Annotated in this window: 25 protein-coding genes and 2 pseudogenes; all 27 read left to right on the forward strand. The window is 54.3% G+C overall.

Annotation, left to right across the window (positions count from 1 at the left end):
- Positions 1-73 precede the first annotated feature (73 nt).
- The 27 genes and pseudogenes from DDT56_RS25010 (at position 74) to DDT56_RS21670 (ending at position 17555) form a co-directional block, all read left to right on the forward strand.
- The gene (locus DDT56_RS25010; RefSeq protein WP_136168433.1) at positions 74-337 is read left to right on the forward strand and encodes a transcriptional regulator; all 264 of its coding nucleotides are present in this window, start codon (positions 74-76) and stop codon (positions 335-337) included.
- Between the two features lie 10 nt (positions 338-347).
- Complete coding sequence (locus DDT56_RS21550) at positions 348-599, forward strand: hypothetical protein (protein ID WP_136168434.1); 252 nt, start codon at positions 348-350, stop codon at positions 597-599.
- Between the two features lie 10 nt (positions 600-609).
- Entirely contained in the window at positions 610-963 is a 354-nt protein-coding gene (locus tag DDT56_RS21555) for a hypothetical protein (protein WP_136168435.1), read from the forward strand.
- Positions 960-1148, forward strand: a complete 189-nt coding sequence (locus DDT56_RS21560; RefSeq protein WP_136168436.1) for a hypothetical protein — start codon at positions 960-962, stop codon at positions 1146-1148. The genes DDT56_RS21555 and DDT56_RS21560 overlap by 4 nt, the downstream gene beginning before the upstream one ends.
- The gene (locus DDT56_RS21565; protein ID WP_136168437.1) at positions 1145-2149 is read left to right on the forward strand and encodes a phosphoadenosine phosphosulfate reductase domain-containing protein; all 1005 of its coding nucleotides are present in this window, start codon (positions 1145-1147) and stop codon (positions 2147-2149) included. The genes DDT56_RS21560 and DDT56_RS21565 overlap by 4 nt, the downstream gene beginning before the upstream one ends.
- Positions 2146-2361, forward strand: coding sequence for a DUF4222 domain-containing protein (locus DDT56_RS21570; RefSeq protein WP_136168438.1), 216 nt, complete (start codon positions 2146-2148; stop codon positions 2359-2361). The genes DDT56_RS21565 and DDT56_RS21570 overlap by 4 nt, the downstream gene beginning before the upstream one ends.
- Positions 2362-2363: 2 nt before the next feature.
- Complete coding sequence (locus DDT56_RS21575; RefSeq protein ID WP_246856848.1) at positions 2364-3383, forward strand: replication protein; 1020 nt, start codon at positions 2364-2366, stop codon at positions 3381-3383.
- Entirely contained in the window at positions 3380-4126 is a 747-nt protein-coding gene (locus DDT56_RS21580; protein ID WP_136168439.1) for a replication protein P, read from the forward strand. The genes DDT56_RS21575 and DDT56_RS21580 overlap by 4 nt, the downstream gene beginning before the upstream one ends.
- Positions 4127-4136: 10 nt before the next feature.
- Positions 4137-5033: pseudogene (gene rdgC / locus DDT56_RS21585) on the forward strand (recombination-associated protein RdgC); the annotation flags it as partial.
- A gap of 12 nt (positions 5034-5045) precedes the next feature.
- Positions 5046-5279: a DNA translocase FtsK gene (locus DDT56_RS25015; protein WP_256373234.1), complete on the forward strand. Its 234-nt coding sequence runs from the start codon at positions 5046-5048 to the stop codon at positions 5277-5279.
- Positions 5276-6265 carry a DNA-methyltransferase gene (locus DDT56_RS21590; protein ID WP_136168441.1) on the forward strand — a complete coding sequence of 330 codons (990 nt, stop codon included), beginning with the start codon at positions 5276-5278 and terminating at the stop codon, positions 6263-6265. The genes DDT56_RS25015 and DDT56_RS21590 overlap by 4 nt, the downstream gene beginning before the upstream one ends.
- Positions 6258-7157: a phage N-6-adenine-methyltransferase gene (locus DDT56_RS21595; protein ID WP_136168442.1), complete on the forward strand. Its 900-nt coding sequence runs from the start codon at positions 6258-6260 to the stop codon at positions 7155-7157. Before DDT56_RS21590 ends, DDT56_RS21595 begins: the two co-directional genes overlap by 8 nt.
- Positions 7154-9157, forward strand: coding sequence for a DNA cytosine methyltransferase (locus tag DDT56_RS21600; protein WP_136168443.1), 2004 nt, complete (start codon positions 7154-7156; stop codon positions 9155-9157). Before DDT56_RS21595 ends, DDT56_RS21600 begins: the two co-directional genes overlap by 4 nt.
- Positions 9154-10014, forward strand: coding sequence for a hypothetical protein (locus DDT56_RS21605; protein WP_136168444.1), 861 nt, complete (start codon positions 9154-9156; stop codon positions 10012-10014). Before DDT56_RS21600 ends, DDT56_RS21605 begins: the two co-directional genes overlap by 4 nt.
- Entirely contained in the window at positions 10011-10658 is a 648-nt protein-coding gene (locus DDT56_RS21610) for a DUF1367 family protein (protein ID WP_136168445.1), read from the forward strand. Before DDT56_RS21605 ends, DDT56_RS21610 begins: the two co-directional genes overlap by 4 nt.
- The gene (locus tag DDT56_RS21615; RefSeq protein WP_246856849.1) at positions 10658-10993 is read left to right on the forward strand and encodes a nuclease domain-containing protein; all 336 of its coding nucleotides are present in this window, start codon (positions 10658-10660) and stop codon (positions 10991-10993) included. Before DDT56_RS21610 ends, DDT56_RS21615 begins: the two co-directional genes overlap by 1 nt.
- Positions 10986-11426, forward strand: a complete 441-nt coding sequence (locus tag DDT56_RS21620; protein WP_136168446.1) for a VRR-NUC domain-containing protein — start codon at positions 10986-10988, stop codon at positions 11424-11426. Before DDT56_RS21615 ends, DDT56_RS21620 begins: the two co-directional genes overlap by 8 nt.
- A 53-nt stretch (positions 11427-11479) precedes the next feature.
- Positions 11480-12313 (forward strand): TIGR02642 family protein, encoded by an 834-nt coding sequence (locus DDT56_RS21625; protein WP_246856850.1) that lies wholly within the window; start codon positions 11480-11482, stop codon positions 12311-12313.
- Positions 12314-12318: 5 nt separating this feature from the next.
- Positions 12319-12840 carry a hypothetical protein gene (locus DDT56_RS21630; RefSeq protein ID WP_136168447.1) on the forward strand — a complete coding sequence of 174 codons (522 nt, stop codon included), beginning with the start codon at positions 12319-12321 and terminating at the stop codon, positions 12838-12840.
- A 168-nt stretch (positions 12841-13008) separates the two neighbouring features.
- Entirely contained in the window at positions 13009-13851 is an 843-nt protein-coding gene (locus tag DDT56_RS21635) for a DNA/RNA non-specific endonuclease (protein WP_417903702.1), read from the forward strand.
- A 96-nt stretch (positions 13852-13947) separates the two neighbouring features.
- A complete protein-coding gene (locus tag DDT56_RS25085) occupies positions 13948-14196 on the forward strand; it encodes an HP1 family phage holin (RefSeq protein ID WP_136168448.1) in 249 nt (82 codons plus the stop codon).
- A 4-nt stretch (positions 14197-14200) separates the two neighbouring features.
- Positions 14201-14749, forward strand: a complete 549-nt coding sequence (locus tag DDT56_RS21645; RefSeq protein WP_136168449.1) for a lysozyme — start codon at positions 14201-14203, stop codon at positions 14747-14749.
- 112 nt (positions 14750-14861) lie between these two features.
- On the forward strand, positions 14862-15257 hold the full coding sequence (locus DDT56_RS24470) for a DUF2570 domain-containing protein (protein ID WP_168197668.1): 396 nt from the start codon (positions 14862-14864) through the stop codon (positions 15255-15257).
- Positions 15241-15399: an Rz1-like lysis system protein LysC gene (lysC, locus tag DDT56_RS25270; protein WP_470287760.1), complete on the forward strand. Its 159-nt coding sequence runs from the start codon at positions 15241-15243 to the stop codon at positions 15397-15399. The genes DDT56_RS24470 and lysC overlap by 17 nt, the downstream gene beginning before the upstream one ends.
- 50 nt (positions 15400-15449) lie before the next feature.
- The gene (locus DDT56_RS21660) at positions 15450-15941 is read left to right on the forward strand and encodes a hypothetical protein (protein WP_136168451.1); all 492 of its coding nucleotides are present in this window, start codon (positions 15450-15452) and stop codon (positions 15939-15941) included.
- 174 nt (positions 15942-16115) lie between these two features.
- Positions 16116-16478 (forward strand): annotated as a pseudogene (locus tag DDT56_RS21665) (Gp49 family protein); the annotation flags it as partial.
- 237 nt (positions 16479-16715) lie between these two features.
- Positions 16716-17555 (forward strand): terminase, encoded by an 840-nt coding sequence (locus DDT56_RS21670; RefSeq protein WP_136168453.1) that lies wholly within the window; start codon positions 16716-16718, stop codon positions 17553-17555.
- Positions 17556-17563: the final 8 nt, after the last annotated feature.

Here is a 17563-nt window from a genome sequence, read left to right on the forward strand (position 1 = left end):
CGTTAAACAAGCAAATGCTTGACTTTGGTTTAGTGTTAATTAAACTCAACACTAAACAAAGAAGAGGTTTCCAATGGAACTAAAAAAGTACATCAATAATCTGGAGCGTGGCGGAGCCAAAAGACTGGCAGAAACGCTCGGTGTTTCACGTTCCCATTTGTCGCAGATGGCCTCAAGGCGCTGTCCAATCTCGCCTCAACGGTGTGTTGAGATAGAGGTGGCGACAGATGGATGCGTTAGTCGGCAGGATTTGCGCCCTCACGACTGGAGCAAAATCTGGCCCGAGTTGACTTCTAATAAACCTGGTTCTGACCAAACCAGAAACCATAACGTTTAAGGACTGACCAATGACCACAAAACCATATCGTTACCTCGCCAACTGGCGAGAACGCCAGAAAGCCAAACGACAGGCCGAAAAGCTGTCTTTTGCCATTTTCAACATTTTACGCGACCTCACTCAGTCTCACTCTGATCGTCCGCTCGAAACGTTAACAGGCGGAGATAGGGGCGGGCGCCCTGTGACATATGCGGATCTGGCGGATCTGGGCCTGCATTCTCTGAGACAAAAAGAAACGCCACCAAACGACCAGAAACACTAAGGACTGACCAATGACCACAATACATCAACCTGCCAGTGAAACGGCAGGGGCCGCGATCGCCTCTGACGTTCGCAAGGAATTACTTTCCCGCAAGAAAGTGGGTAAGGCTGGACTGCCGTTCCACATCGTACGCGAAGACCAGATCAAAACCCGCTGGACTGAAAGCGAAGCCGCGACAATCAAAACCGTGGCCGGCGCCATGTCGTCCAATCCCGCAGTTGAAACCAATACCGCCGCTATCCGGGGGTTTCTGGCGATGTTTGCCGAATCACCGGAGATGCTGGCCCACGTCCATGCTGAGTTAAAAGCCGCGGGATTGCCGATTCCCGACTGGTTGCCGCCGGCGCCGGGAGGTGCCAAATGATTGTTCGAACAGAAGACGTTAAAAACGTCGCCGACATCATCGGCAGGCGGTTGGATATTCCCGGGGAAGACACCCGGGTTATGGCAATCACAGGGGCGCTGTTGGGCACGGTGACCGCGTTTTATTCCCGCAAACAAAGCCCCTCAGAAAAAGTGGTGCGTGAGGCTCTGGGTGGTGATGCATGATAGACGTCCGCTGCTTTTATCCAAACGTGATAAACGTCATCAGCGTCAGTGGCGGCAAGGACAGCTTGGCAATGTGGCTGCTGGCCCGCGAGGCCGGCGTTGAGCACCAGACAGTTTTTGCTGATACCGGTCATGAGCACCCGGCCACGATGGAGTACCTGAAATACCTGGAGGGAAAACTCGGGCCGATCCGCCGTGTGTCTGCTGACTTTACCGCCAACATCGAGGGCAAGCGGCGGTTTATTGCCGAAAAATGGCCTGTTTCGCTGGTTGAGGAATGCGGCTTCACGCCGGAACGGGCGGCCGAAATCATCGAGCAGGCGCTATCGCTGCTGTATCCCACCGGCAATCCGTTCCTCGACCTCTGCATGTGGAAAGGACGTTTTCCATCTACGCGCCGGCGTTTTTGCACCACGGAACTGAAGCATGAACCCATTCGGGTTCAAGTCCTCGATCCGCTCATCAACAACGGCTTGAATGTCATCAGTTGGCAAGGTGTCCGTGCCCAGGAATCCCGCGCGCGCGCCGGCCTTGCCGAATGGGAAGAGGGTTTCGACATCGGGCCGCGTCTGGCCATCTATCGACCGATCCTGACGTGGACGCACGATGATGTTTTTGCTTTGGCTCGTCGGCATGGCATCAAGCCCAACCCTCTCTATCAGCAAGGTTGCAAGCGGGTAGGTTGCATGCCGTGTATCAACGTCAGCAAGTCCGAGATGGCGGAGATATTCAAGCGTTGGCCGGAAGAAATTACTCGAGTGGCCGAATGGGAGCACCTCGTAGCGGCGTGCTCTCGCAGGCAGAACAGCACGTTCTTCCCCTCGACAAATGATCCGGTGAAATCTGAACGCCGCATCGATTTCATATCCGTAGAAACGCACGGAATCGAGACATACCGCGAATGGGCTATGACTGAACGCGGCGGCCGGCAATTTAATCTGCTGGGCGAGACCGAGGACCTCACCGTCTGCAACAGTGTCTATGCGGGGGTGTGCGAATGAACAATCTGATTAAGCCTCTTGATCGTCGATTTCGCGACAAGAACAGCGTGATTGTGCATGTCACCGGGTATGGGCCAGCCACACAGCGGGTAATCTTCATACGGCCAGGGTACGACTACCCCTGTGCGCGACCGGTTTCTTACGTAAAGCAATATTTTACTGAGGTTGAAGATAACCATGCGCGCAGACCGGAAATACTGGAGAGGAAATAGCCATGAACACGGCCGAAGTGATCCAGTTCCCCGGCATCTCAGCAGGGGAACAAACCGGGAGCAACAGGATGAAAAACCAGAAGAGTGGTTACATCCCGCTGTATCGGAGCATCATGAAAAAACCATGGGCAAAAGACGTTTATCTGCGCACGCTGTGGGAAAACATCCTGATGAGTGCAGCCAGACAGCCGTATACGGCGCAGTTTAAAGGGTATGAATGGCAGTTACAGTCCGGCCAGTTGGTAACAACGGCTGCGGATTTAGGACTGTCACTGTGCGACAGGAAAGGTAAGCCAACCAGCCGTGATGCGGTTGAACGTATGTTGGCGTTTTTTGTAAAGGAAGGGATGATTTCTGTTGACGGCGAGAAGCAAAAAGGGCGGGTGATTACCGTTCTGAATTACACTGGATACGCCGAAAAAATAGACAATTTACCCGCACATGAGTCCGCACAAACAACCGCACATGACAAAGCCAGCAATGGCGCGGCTTCCGGCGATGGTGCCGCACATACGCCCGCACAAATAACCGCACATCATGAACAAGAAGGTAATAACAAGAATAAAAGATCTTCTTCGTTGCCGAATTCTGACGAATTCACCAACACCGACGAAACGGCATCATCCCCTGATGGTTTTCTGGATCGCCACCCAGATGCGTCGGTGTACACCCCGAGCGGGAAGTCATGGGGGACCGCTGATGACCTGACGGCCGCGCGCTGGATGTACAAAAAAATACTGGTGGTGGACGCATCGGCAAAAACACCCAACTGGGCCGAATGGGCAAATGTGATCCGCCTGATGCGCGAACAGGATAGCCGCAGCCACCGGGAGATCTGCGAATTGTTCCGATGGGCAAATGCTGATGCGTTCTGGGGCAGCAACATCCTGAGTCCGAAGAAACTGCGTAAGCAGTGGGGAACGCTGAAAGCCCAGCAGCAAAACCGGGGCGGTAAACCGCAACGCGAGACTCTGGACTGGGATAACACCGATTGGGCTGATGGGCTAGGGGGGCTGATATGAAATCTCTCCGGTCATTGAAAAATCACATCGATGCCCGTAATGGAGCCGCACTGGCCAGCATGTCAGGCCCTATGCAACCGGCGATCTGCTTTGAGCCGGACGACAATGTTCGAGCCCTGTTTAACAACCTGTTTCGCCAGTTGCGGGTAATTTTTCCGGCGATCAGCGCTCACATCAAAACGCAGGCAGAACTTGATGAGTTACGCCAGCAGTGGACTCGGGCATTCGCGGAAAACGGCATCAATTCAAAGTCGGTTATCGAAATTGGTCTGCAACGGGCCCGGATGAGTGAGTCTCCGTTCCTGCCATCGCCAGGCCAGTTTGTTGTCTGGTGCAGGGAGGGGGCGACTCAACTGGCAGGGTTGCCCAGCGCAGAAGACGTGATGGCAGAGTTTCGTCGTTACAGTAAAAATCGCGGGGAGTGCTTGTCCGCCGAGGCGTTCCCCTGGTCCCATCCGGTTATGTACTGGATCGTCACTGACATGCGTCGCGCGATGTATCAGTACAACCACACTGAAGGCGAATTGCTGAAATTCGCAGAGCGCCAGTTGAGCAAATGGGGAAAGAAAATTTTATCTGGTGAGCGAATCCCTGAGCCCAAAGTGCAGATCCCAAACTTAAAACGTCCACCGCCAACGGTGGTAGAAAAGGGCTTGTCCACGCCTGAGACCGAGGCAAAAGGCAAAGCTTGGTTAGACGCGCTCCGGCAGCGTAATGCCTGGAAAAACATAACGACCAAATGAGGACTGACCAATGAGCATCATTTTCAAAAATGCACTGATTTATCGCCTGTCGCGAGAGCTGGACTGGGCTGATCTGGAGCAGAAGTTGACGGCGTTCGCATTCACGCCATGCGGCAGCCATGACCGGGCAAAAACCGGCTGGGTTTCGCCGATAGATCCGCTGCTGGATGTGCTGGCGCACCAGGCCAACGGGCAAATTCTTCTCACGTTGCAGCGTGAAGAGAAAATCCTGCCGGCGCCGGTGATTGCGCGCGAGCTGGCGGCCAAGGTGGAAAAGCTGGAAGCCGAACAGCGACGCCGCCTGAAAAAAACCGAGAAAGACGCGCTGAAAGACGAAGTTATTCAGACGCTGCTGCCGCGTGCGTTCAGTAAGTACCATGCCACCAACGTCTGGATTAACGCAGGGGCCGGGTTGATCGTCGTGGATGCCGCCAGCGCTAAAAAAGCGGAGGACGCGCTGGCGCTGCTGCGTAAAAGCCTCGGCTCACTGCCGGTGGTGCCGCTGACGCTGGAAACGCCGATCGAGCTGACGCTGACCGAGTGGGTGCGCGCCGGCGCGGCACCGGCCGGATTCGCCCTGCAGGACGAGGCTGAGCTGAAAGCGGTACTGGAAGAGGGTGGCGTATTGCGTAGCAAACACCAGGACCTAACCGCCGACGAAATTACCAATCACATTAAAGCGGGAAAACTGGTCACTAAGCTGGCGCTGGAATGGCGGGAGCGGATCTCGTTCGTTTTGGGCGATGACGGTAGCCTGAAAAAGCTGAAATTCGCCGATGTGTTGCTGGACCAGAACGCTGACGCCGAAGACGTAGCGGCGCGTTTCGATGCTGACTTCGTGCTGCTGACTGGCGAACTGGCCGCGCTGATCCGTGAACTGGTGGTGGCGCTGGGTGGGGAATCTAAACGTAGTGACGCGGTGACGGTCATTACCGCCGATAGCGACGAACTGGATAAAGATCCACTCTATTCTGATACCGCTAAATTTCTTACAGGCAAAACAGAAGCCTCTATTTCCCAGCTACAACGCCATTTCCGTATCGGTTATAACCGTGCTGCCAGGCTGATAGAAGCGCTGGAGAGTGAAGGCGTAATCTCTGCGCCTGAGCATAACGGCATTCGTAAAGTGTTGGCCGGGGAGGGTGTGGCATGAGCTATCAACTGCATGTTGGCGATTGCCTGGAATCCCTGCGCCACCTACCGGAGCAATCCGTTCACTGCTGCGTGACCAGTCCGCCATATTACGGTTTGCGTGATTACGGCGTTGCCGGACAGATTGGTTTGGAGCAAACGCCGGACGAGTATATTGCCGCGCTTGTAGCCGTGTTCCGTGAGACCCGCCGTGTTCTGCGTGACGACGGCACGCTCTGGCTCAACATCGGCGACAGCTACGCCGGCACCGGTGGGCGCGGCCCGCAGTCCGGCAAGGCGTTCAAGGGCCGGGCTCGTCAGCGGGAAACCATTACCCGAGCTGCGCGGGTGCGTGGCCCTGGACTCAAGGAAAAGGATCTGGTCGGCATTCCCTGGATGCTGGCCTTCGCGCTGCGCGCCGATGGTTGGTATCTGCGCCAGGAAATCATCTGGCACAAGACCAATCCCATGCCGGAGTCCGTGACGGACCGGTGCACAAAAGCCCACGAGCAGATCTTCCTTCTGAGCAAGAGTCCGCGCTACTTCTTCGACTCGAAGGCCATCAAAGAGCCCGTATCCGGTACGGCGCATAGCCGCGGGCACGGAGTCAACCCGAAGGCGGCCGCCAATGCGTTCGGAAGCAAGCAGAATTCCAGCTTTTCCGAGGCTGTACGCGGGCTGGTGGAAGAGCGCAACCGGCGGACAGTGTGGCTGGTTCCCGTCCAAGGCTATACCGGGGCTCATTTCGCCACGTTCCCGCCATCCCTCATCGAGCCCTGCATCCTGGCCGGATCCCCTCAGGGGGGGGTAGTCCTCGATCCGTTCGGCGGCAGCGGTACAACCGCTGGTGTTGCTCTGGCGCACAATCGCCGCGCTGTCCTCTGCGAGCTGAACCCAGAGTATGCCGCGCTCATCCCTGGGCGGGTGTCGTCGATCGCCCAGAGAATCACGGGAGAGTCGGCCCGGCAGGCCATGACGGAAGAAACAAGGAGCGCGGTCAATGAATAATTCCTACGTAGAGGCTCTCAACGCGCTGCGCGAACAGCCTGCCCACGAGCTACGGGAAGTCGGCGATCAATGGCGGACCTCGGAAGCGCTATTCTGGGGCATTAACGCGATGTTTGGCCCGTTTGTACTGGATCTGTTCGCTGAAGAAGACAATGCCAAGTGCGAGGCGTTTTACTCTTCTACGGACAACGCGCTGGTGCAGGACTGGGCCGAGCGCCTGGCGGAGCTGAACGGCGCCGCGTTTGCTAATCCGCCGTACTCCCGCGCCAAGCAGCATGACGGCCAGTACATCACTGGCATGCGACACATCATCGACTACACCATGGACATGCGGGAGCGCGGCGGGCGGTACGTGTTTCTCATCAAAGCGGCGACATCCGAAGTGTGGTGGCCGGAGCAGGCCGACCACATCGCGTTTATCCGCGGCCGCCTGGGGTTCGACCTGCCGACATGGTTCCGGCCGAAGGATGAAAAGCAGGTTCCTACCGGCGCGTTCTTTGCTGGCGCCATCGCCGTTTTCGATAAAGCGTGGCGCGGGCCGGCCAGCGGCTACATCGAGCGCGATCGGTTGCTGGTGCAGGGAAGGGCGTTTATGGCGCAGATCCGGCGCGAGGCCGCTCAGCTGGCTCGCCAAAACCAACTCCAAAATATTCCAGAAATTATTCCAGTGCCGGACACCGGCAACACCGTCTGGCCGTCTGAGGTCAATTTCTTGTTCGGGCAGATCCCGGCGGCGTGCACGCTGGCCGATGGCCTGCAGCACAAACTCCGTTGGCACATCAACCGCCTGCGCATGGAGGGGATGCTGGACTCCGAGGCTATAGCCATCGCCACGTCACTGGCTGAGCAGATGGGTGCGACCGTAACCGCAGAAGAAGGAGCGGCATCATGAGGGAAATCATTGTCGATAATTTTGCCGGCGGCGGCGGGGCGTCAACGGGCATCGAGATGGCGATCGGCCGCAGTGTTGATATTGCGATTAACCATGACCCAAATGCGATTGCCATGCATTCCACCAACCACCCGGACACGCTGCACTACTGCGAATCGGTGTTCGATATCGACCCGGTGGCCGCCACCGCCGGTCGCGCGGTTGGGCTGGCATGGTTTAGTCCCGACTGCACCCATTATTCAAAAGCCCGCGGCAGCAAACCGGTGAAAAAGGAGATCAGGGGGTTGGCCTGGATTGTTCTGCGCTGGGCGCTGGCAGTGCGCCCGCGCGTCATGATGCTGGAGAACGTTGAGGAGTTCAAAACTTGGGGGCCGCTGCTGACTGACGTAGATGGCACACAACGGCCGGACCCGGCGCGCGCGGGGGAAACGTTCGCGGCATTCGTCGGCATGCTGGGCGCCGGCGTACCGGCGGGGCATCCGGCGCTGGCCGAGGTGTGCGAGTTTTTGGAGATCGATCCCGGCAGTGAATACGCCCAGCAGCTGGTGCGCGGGCTTGGGTATGCTGTCGATCACCGAGAATTACGAGCAGACAACTACGGCACGCCGCAGCGCCGACGGCGCTTCTTTATGGTCATGCGCTGCGATCGTCGGCCTATCGTTTGGCCTGAACCCACATATGGAGATCCGAAATCTCCGGAGGTGCGGGCCGGCCAGCTAAAACCCTGGCGTACCGCGGCAGATTGCATTGATTGGTCGATCGCGTCCCCGTCGATTTTCGAGCGCAGGAAGCCGCTGGCCGACAATACTCTGCGCCGCATCTCAAAGGGATTGTGGCGACATGTCCTCACCAACGCCGAGCCGTTCATTGTCACGAACACCACCGGTCATCCCGGCGTAGGTATTGGCGTTCCGCTACCTACCGTTACCACTGGCGGTCATCATATGCTTGGACAGCCGGTACTGGCACCATTCACGTCTGGCGCCGGCGGCCCGAAATACTCCGGTAAACCGGTCGCCATAAATCAGCCGTTCGGTACGCTCACTTCTGATAACCATCGTGCGTTGGTGGCCCCTGTGCTGGCACCGTTGCGCGGCACGAACGAGGCGCAGCTTTTTGGGCACAGCGTAGAGCTCCCGCTATCAACAGTAACAGCCAGCGGTGCGCATCACGCAATCGCGGCCGTGCATCTGGCTCACCTGACGCATCACGGCGATCGCGCTGGTATATCGCCGGATGAACCACTACCGACGGTGACGGCGGCGCACCGTGGCGAACAGGCGATGATTACTGCCAGTCTTGTAGATATGGGGCATGGCGAATCATGCAGCACTGGCGCGCGCCGGTGGAGTGATGGCAACCGCTTGATGGAAACCCCGCTGAATACTGTCACCGCCAGCGCCTCGCCGAGCGCGCTGACAACAGCATTATTCGAGCAGGCGAACGGTGGGTTTTACAATGGCGACGGCCATGCTGCTGACGCTCCAATGTCTACGCTCACTGCGGCTGGCAGCAATCAGCGGTTGGTGACAGCCTATATGGTCAAGTACTACGGCACCGGTGACCGCGGGCAATCCGCTGATGAACCAATGCATACCATAACAACGAAGGATAGGATCGGTGTCGTTCGGGCTGTAAAGATTCCCGCGGATCTCCTGTCGCCTGAGTTGCGGGATAAGGCGCGCCGGTGTGCGGAGCTGCTGCATAAATTCCTCCCCGAGCATTTCGGTGAGTTCACCGAAATGGTGCTGATGAGCCACCGCGGTACATGGTGGGTGCTGGTCGATATCACGCTGCGCATGCTCCAGCCGCCGGAGTTGTACGCCGCCCAAGGTTTTCCTGGCTGGTACGTCATTGATATGGATTACCGCGGCGTTCGCCACACGAAAAGCGCACAGACCGCTCGCTGTGGTAACGCCGTTCCGCCGCAATTATCTGAGGCGTTGGTACGCGCAAATCTACCAGAGTTATGCACCGAACGGCAGGAGGTGGCGGCATGACCAAGTGGACTCACAACGGTTTGGCACATGACCTGGCGGAACACCTCCGCCAAAATACAGCGCGTTTCGTCTGGGAGGACATGCAACTGGGGCCGGCGGGCAGCCCGCGCCCCGATGTATATGCGGTGCCATTCAGTTTCAGCAAGTTCTGCCCCATCGTCTACGAGTGCAAAATCAGCGTATCCGATTTCCGTGCCGACGTGACCAAGGGCAAGTACATTAGCTATCTGCCATTCGCCAGCGGGGTGGTGTTCGCCGTGCCCGAGGGGCTGATCAAAAAAACTGATTTGCCCACCGGCTGCGGGCTGATGATCCGCGGTGAAAACGGTTGGCGGACAGTCAAAGGTCCAACAATGAACGCGGTCGACAATCTACCGCGGGACGCCTGGATAAAGCTGTTGATTGACGGCATTCAGCGCGAAAGCAATCGCACAGAGATAAAGACCCGGCAAGGGTACATCTGGTTTACGGAGAAGGAGTTGGCGAAGCGTCATGGTGATGAGGTGGCTCAGCTTGTGGTGCAGGCGTATCTGTCCGCTGAATGGCTCCGTGATGCCTCAGCGAAACGGGAGGCAGCGCGGGAGGAAATCATCCGCGAGACTGAAGAGGAGAAAAAACGGAGATGGGAAGCGCTGGAGCGGTCCACCGGGCGACTGAATGATGCTCAGATGGAATTGGCGTCTGCGCTCGGGTTACCTGATGACGCCACTATTCCTCAGTTAACGCGGGCGATTTGTGAAGCGCGCAACAGGCTTGCGGGTGACAGCGAAATTCAGCGTTTTCGTAACCTTTTTCGCTATCTCGAACGCACTATCGCCGATGGTAACGAACCATTGCCTGGGGAGCATTCAGCATGACAACTGCAACCTGCAGCAAATCCCCGAAAAAGCACAAAACCGAAGCGTTGGGCGTACTGCTGCCTGGCGGCGGCATTAAATACTGTACCGATCACGATCGCGAGGTAATGAAAGGGATGCCTGTCGGCACCCCGATCTCGCTTTCTCCATTAGGTGACCGCCGCAACATCAAGCATCACCGCAAATTCTGGGCGTTGTTGGATCTTGGCTTTCAATATTGGGAGCCAGAATGGACATTCGTCAGCGCGCCGGAGGTATGGATAGCGGAGGAGGTGGCGCGCGAGTTGGCGCAGGAAGCTGGAGATCTCTCGCTGTATGACAACGTGACAAAGGGTATTGCCGCGCGCGTACTGAATAAAGTGGCTGCCCAGCGCCGCCGCCGGTTCGATCCGGAAACGGTGAAGACCAAGGACGCCTACCTGAACCACGTCATGATCAAGGCGGAATTTTATGATCTGGTGCCCAACCCGGACGGCGGAACGTTGAAACAACGCTGGAGCATCGCATTTGCCAATATGGATCAGGCTGCGTTTGATGGCGTTTACCGCGGTGTGGCCGGGGTGATCTGGACTGAAACGCTGAGCGGCTATTTTGTTGACGAGGCGGAAATGGAGATGGTCGTTAACCAACTGATGGGGTTCTAATGATGAAGAAAGCGCCTGCATTTAGAAGCGGAGCCCTGCGCGATTCGGCACGTGGCCGGGCCTGTGCGCTACAGATTCCGGGAATTTGTAATTGCAATCGGGAAACCACGGTATTGTGCCATCTGCCCAGCACAACGCACGGCATGGCCTACAAGTCAGATGATTTCTTTGCCGTTTTCGGCTGTTCGGCGTGCCATGGTGTGATTGATGGCCGCGTGCCGTACGACTGGCGCCCCGGCGAAAAGGAGGAAACTTATTTGGCTGCGCTGCATGCCACATGGCGCACCTGGTTCGAAGAGGAGACTCTGGCGGCGAAAGGGGGCAAATTTGCGTAATTCAATCGACGCGCTGGACGCCATCGGCACGCGAGCGAAACTGGAGACGGGCGGCGGCCGGGTGCGCAAGGTCATCCGACAGTCGGAACTGGAAGAGCAGGCGGCGTTGATTGAGTGGGCGGCACTGGTCACAGTCAACGGTATCTGCCCAGGCCGCTACCTGATTCATATTCCCAATGAAGGTAAGCGCGGGCCGAAGGCAGCAGCCGACGCCAAGCGGTTGGGCATGCGCGCCGGCGTTAGCGATTTATTGCTGGCACTGCCGCGCGGCGGGTATGCCGGGCTATGGATTGAAATGAAAGCCACCGGCGGGCGGCCGACGCCGGGGCAACTGGAATGGCAGGAACTGATGCGTGCCGCCGGCTACCGCGCCGAAATTTGCTATGGATTTGACGCAGCGCGATCAGAAATCGAGAATTATTTGCAGAAATAGGGATAATCGGCAATATCATTGCCAATTGTGCAACATTGGATAGAATCAGTCCTATGACCATCGCCGGGACTGACCAAATGACCATAGCTATAGAACAACTTATCAAACTGCACGATCCACGCTGCATGAGTATCGAATCACTGAATGTGGGGCGCGGGCGTGCAATCCTAACCAAAGAGCAGATATTGGGAGCGTTCGCCACCGCCCAGCACCATCATACCGTTGGTTTTGATTTGTTGATGGCAAAATATCGCCATGATGGCCAGGCAGAAAAGCGTATTCGGGCATCTATTACAAATTGGGTAAATGCTCGGCCTCATCTAGAACATGCCATAACCGCCTGCCAGATTGCGTTAAGCATGGTGCTGGAGCGCAATCTCCCCGCGCAAATTGATCATATCGCCAAGTTATTGCGCAGATATGGCTCCCAATCATCACAAACACGCATGAATACCGATGCGCTCCAGGCCGAAATCAAGCAACTGGAAAAGTTGCGCGGTCGGGATCGTGTCAGCGATGATGAATATCAACGTATCGGCCAGCAGATAGAGCAATTATCGTTAAGAGTTGAAGCTGAACGTGCGGCATTGCGCACATGGTCTGAGCATCAGGCTGCGCAGAGCAATGTTTGCCCCCGCTGTAGCGGTACCGGAAAAACGTTACGGCCAGCCGTTGTGTTGTGTAATGAATGCGGCGGGCATGGACGAATTACGGCAACGTTTGAGCATCTGCGAAAATCACTGGCTATCACAGGGGCTGAGATACCGGCGCGCGAGTGGCCGGAATATTTAGATCTGACGAAGCGTTGCATGCGCTGGCTGTATATTGAAGAATCGGAAGCCAGTGTTCTTATATCGGATAGGGTAAAATCAGAACTGAGGGGATAATAGTAATGAATGATGAGTTTATGATTTTGTCAAAAATCGATGTGGCGGAAAGGCAACTAAATCAGTCTATCCGGTTGTTTTTTGAAGAAGACGATCCTGTGTCCATTCGAACTCTTGCTGAGGCAGTTGGTGCGGTTCTATCTACAATTAGTCCGTATAAGGGCATTATTCGGGATAAAACTATTCCACATCCCATGAGCTATAGAGATTGGTTGAATAAAAACTTTGAACCTAGAAACTTCTTTAAACATGCAGATAATGATGCAGAGGAAACTCTGGATTTCAATCCCAAAGGCAATGAGCTCGTTTTACTTGAAGCGGTAATGATGTTCAATCAGCTTAAACAAGATTGGACGCCTGAAACAAAAGTCTACTACTGCTGGTGTCTGCTAAATCACCCAGACTTATGGGATGAAGAGACGGAAGACATGTTGTACATTAAAGGTTTGGGTTTACAGGTAAATAATAGCAAAAAATTCTACTCAAAATTTATTGATGATGTGAAAGAGGGGCGTAGGACTTTATGAGAAGAAGCCCCGATTGACTTACCTGATATAACGCGCTAAATTCCAGAAAGATACCGGAGTATGCCTTAAAAAGCTGCTCCGGTTTTTTATTGGTCAGTCCTCAAGCCGTATGGTTCGCCCAGCGGTTTTTTTATTTCCTATACACCGACCAAGCGGGAGGTGGAGAGCGTGAAAATGAAACTTAATCCAGTTAAGCTTCTCTCGGTACTGTTACTGGCGGGCTGTACGACAACATATCAACCCGAACAACAGCCAACCGTTGTAGTAGAACCAACAGTTTCCGTACCGTTAACAGTTGATAACTGCTTGGTAGGTTGTCCAACGGGCGGTAGCTCGCAGACGCTTATTCGTGACGCGTACACACTGAACAACAACGCATCGACCAAATTTGCGAATTGGGTTGCGTATAAAATGACGAAAGATAGCCAGGCAAGCGGTCGATCGCGTAAGTGGCGTCAAGACCCCGATTTACCCGCGTCTGACACGCTAGCTAACGCAGCATACACTGGCGCAAATGCTGCGTTAGCTGTGGATCGCGGGCATCAGGCGCCACTCGCGGGCTTGGGAGGATCGTCGGATTGGCAGGCGCTCAACTATCTATCAAACATTACGCCGCAAAAATCTGACCTCAATCAGGGAGCGTGGGTACGATTAGAAGATAAGGAGCGCTTATTGGCAACTGATAGTGCCCCAGTTTATTCTGTTACTGGCCCATTGTTTGAAAGAGATATTGGTGAGTTGCCAAACGCTGCGGGAGTTAAAATTCCAAGTGGCTACTGGAAAATTATATTTATTGGTACCAGCCCAGACCAGGGCCAGTTCTCAGCGTTCTTAATGGATCAGAGCACGCCGAGGAACGCGGACTTCTGTAGCTACCAGGTTACGGTTGATAGCATCGAGCAGAAAACGAATCCGCGGTTGACTGTTTGGTCAGATCTCCCTGCAAACATTGCTGCTATCGTCAAATCGCAAAAGGGAACGTTGGCCCAAAATAAATTTGGGTGCCCCTAATACACAACATTCATGAATTCACAGGCTCACTTCGGTGGGCCTTTTCTTTTCCCGTAAATCACACACAGCTCCATCCGAATAATCGGGGGTGAGGCTATGAGGCGAATGAGCGCGATATATAGCAAGCTATCATATGGATCCGGGACCGCATTAACGGGTGCAGGCGTATCAGAAAAGGCATATTCATCAGTAACGAATCAACCATCGTGGCAGTTATTTGACGCAATTTCAGTATTAACGCTGAGCGATTGGGCAATAATCGTCGGCATGATATGCACCATCGGTACGTTTGCGTTGAATTGGTACTACAAACGCAAGGAATTTAATCTGAAGGCTGGGGGATAAGCTAATGGCTAAGCGTAAAATCGCGGCAGCCATTGTCTGTTCCGTCAGCGTGATTATTGGCATTGTGCTGAACGACGTCGATCAATATAAATCGGTGACCGGAAACAGCTTACGCTTCAGCCAGGCTGCAATGGAAGTGATGGGCAATGCTGAAGGTTGCCGCCGGGAACCGTATTTGTGTCCGGCAAAAATCGTTACGCAAGGTATCGGCCACACAGGGAAAGGTTCGGGCATGGTGGCCCAGGCCAGCGATCAGCAAATCGCGCAGTGGTTTGCTGAGGACCAACTGGATGCACAGAATTGTATTGAGGCAAATGTAGAGCGAAAGTTGGGAAAGCAATTGCCGCAAGGTGTGTTCGATGGGATTGGGAGTTTTATTTTTAATGTCGGATGCACGAAGTTTCTTAGATCTACGATGTATCGCCACTTGATTAACCAGGCGTACACGGCGGCCTGCAACCAATTACCTCGATGGGTTTATGCAGGAAAAGAAATTCTGGCGGGGCTGGTTACTCGTCGTGAGAAAGAAAAGGCTCTTTGCTTAAACTTCTGAATATCGTTCTGGTTTGGTTGTTAAATGTTCAAATTAACCGTGATTTGATAACGCTACGCAAAATCTGAATCACTCGCCATCATCAATCCCTTCACTTTTTAACAGAGAAACCATGTTATCCACGAAAACTAAGCTGCTGCTGATCGGCGGCGCGCTGGCGGCTGCGTTCGGCGCCGGGTGGTATGTGCAAGGATTGCGCTGGGATGCGGGTATTGCGGAGCGAGAAAGCGCTGCGTCTGCTGCAAGCGAGCAACGCGCAGAGACGATAACAGCAAATGTCATCACATCACTGCGCATCATAAACACTATCACTCAGGCCAACGCAGATGAAAAACAGAAAACACGGCAGCGGTCGGAAACGCGAATCGTCTACATTCGGCAGGCTCTGGTCAGTGACGTGTGTGCTACTCGGCCTGTCCCTGTTGACGCTGTCAACAGGTTGCGGGAACACGCGGACAGAATACGTGCCGGCACCGGTAGTGTCGATCCCGGTGGAGTTGCTGATTGATTGCATCATCCCCGAAATCCCTGCAGCGATGAGTTACGGTCAGAGTGTGGAACTGAATGAGCTCCTGCTAGCGGTAATCGAACAGTGCAATGCCGACAAAGCCGCTATCCGGCAAATCGAAGAATCCCGACACATTCACTGAGTGCTTGTGATAATGCTGTATACTTGCTCGAATATTTATAAGGAGTAAGAATGAGCACTGAACTAATTGATGTTAATTTATTGCAGTCAGCGCAGGAATCAGCTCGTTGGGCTTATTTGTCGATGATCGCGAGCTGGGTTTCCGCGATATCGGCGGTGTTCACTGCGATTATTGCAATCGTTGCCGTGCGCGTGGCATATAAGACAATGAATTCTTGGAAAGAGCAAGAAAAGCAAAATCAATCAATTAGGTTGAAACGTGCCGTTTTTTCTTATCGTGCAACCGTTGAGAGCGAATTACGCATAAATAGTGATGAGAAGAAAGCAAACTTTTACGACAGGCTATTTTCCTTGCGGGCAGATATACTGCATGAGTTAATCTTGGCAGGATTAGATAATCCTGAGTCAAACGAATATAAGCTTTTCGATGAGTTATTTATTAATCATGAGGCATTCGTAGCCGGTTCTTGTCCATGGAATAAATTGTTAGACAGTGCGGTGGCGCTTCAAGAATCGATACGGATAGAAAATTTAAAAAAATAAAACATATCATCCAAAAGCGATTAGTAAATAATGCCTAGGTACGAGAAAGATCGAAAAAGTGACTCTGCCCAACACGTTGGGGCAGCGCAGGTGGTCAATTGATATAATCGAATACAAGTTACAGCCCTGGCATTCGCCGGGGCTTTTTTATGTCGACAAACAAAGGTAATCCCCATGACACCGACCAACGATCAACAGATTGAACAGGAAATTCAGACCAAAGGTTTAACCGCGCCACGCGTCACGCCGGAGCATATTGCGAGTGTTATCCGTAGCGAATTCTATTTCACGGCAGGTGACGGCGTACGTGGCGAGTCTCATATGGGGACGTCACCGGCAGGTATCGCCAAAAGCCTCAATCAGTTAACTACCTGCGTGTTGGTGCTGCGCAACGGCTTCACCGTCACTGGCGAAAGCGCCTGCGTCAGCCCCGATAATTTCAATGCGGAGCTTGGCCGGAAGTATGCCCGGGAGAAAGCCATCAATAAAATTTGGGAGTTGGAAGGTTATCTGCTGAAGCAGCGTCTTTATGAGCAATCCGCAACCATGCCCTCAAATGCGGAGCCCGTTACTCTTTATCGCGACCAACTGGTAAGCATCAACGGCATCCCGTTCTTCCTGTTGGGTGATGTACAAGCCTATAGCGGCAGCAAAGGTAATGTCGCCCTGGCGTTCGAGCCACAGCCAGAGTGTTCTGGCGATGAAGCGTGCCGGTAAGACATTACAGAGCCACTTCCCAGAGGTGGTTCGATAATGCTTATTCAGTAGGACGTTATGGCAAAACACGATTGGAGCGCACTGTTGGCCGCTTTTCTGTCCGACAACGCGGAGACAGGCATCACCGCCCAGCGGTGGTGTGAGGAACGCGGTCTTAACTATCAGTCGGCACGTCGGTATATCAAGCCCCGTTCTGCGCAATCTGCGCAAAAGAAAGTGCGCAAAACTGCGCACAGTGCGCAGAAAGGTAAAAATGCGCAGAAGTGCGCAAAAGGCGGAAATGTACAGCAGGACAATGAAGATGAATCGACGGACGTGTTCGATGATGATGCCGGCACCTCGCGGCCAGACGCGGGATTAAACGGGCGAGACGAAAAGGGTCGCTTCACGGAAGGTAATCCCGGCAACCCGAACGCCGTTAGCCCATTCGTTCCAGGCCATCGGCATAGCGTAAAGCACAATGCTTACTCGCAATATCTGCCAGCGGGAGAGGAGTTTTTTGCAGCCAGTCGCGAGGCCGAACTGCGTGACGAACTGATATTCACCCGGGCCCGCGCGCTGTCTGTCACCAAAACGCTGAATAAAATCATGGAGGATTTGCAGAACGCGCCGGACATTGAAACCCGTATCGATCTGTATGACAAAATGCTCAAGGCGGAGCAGGGTTTAGACAGAAACATTGCCCGCATCGAATCGTTGGAAAACAGCCTGAGTAAATTGCAGATCGACGCCGTGAATGTTCCCCGGCTGACTGCTGACACCTACCGCATTAAGGCGGCCACCGCCAAGTTGAAAGCGGAAACGGCCAAGCTGACGGCGGATAACGCTGCCGTCGTCACTCCGTTGACTGAGGTTGTCGATGAGTTGCAGGAAAGCAATAAGGGCGGCCTGATATGAATGGCGCG

The organism is Brenneria corticis, from assembly GCF_003115855.1.
GTDB lineage: Bacteria > Pseudomonadota > Gammaproteobacteria > Enterobacterales > Enterobacteriaceae > Brenneria > Brenneria corticis.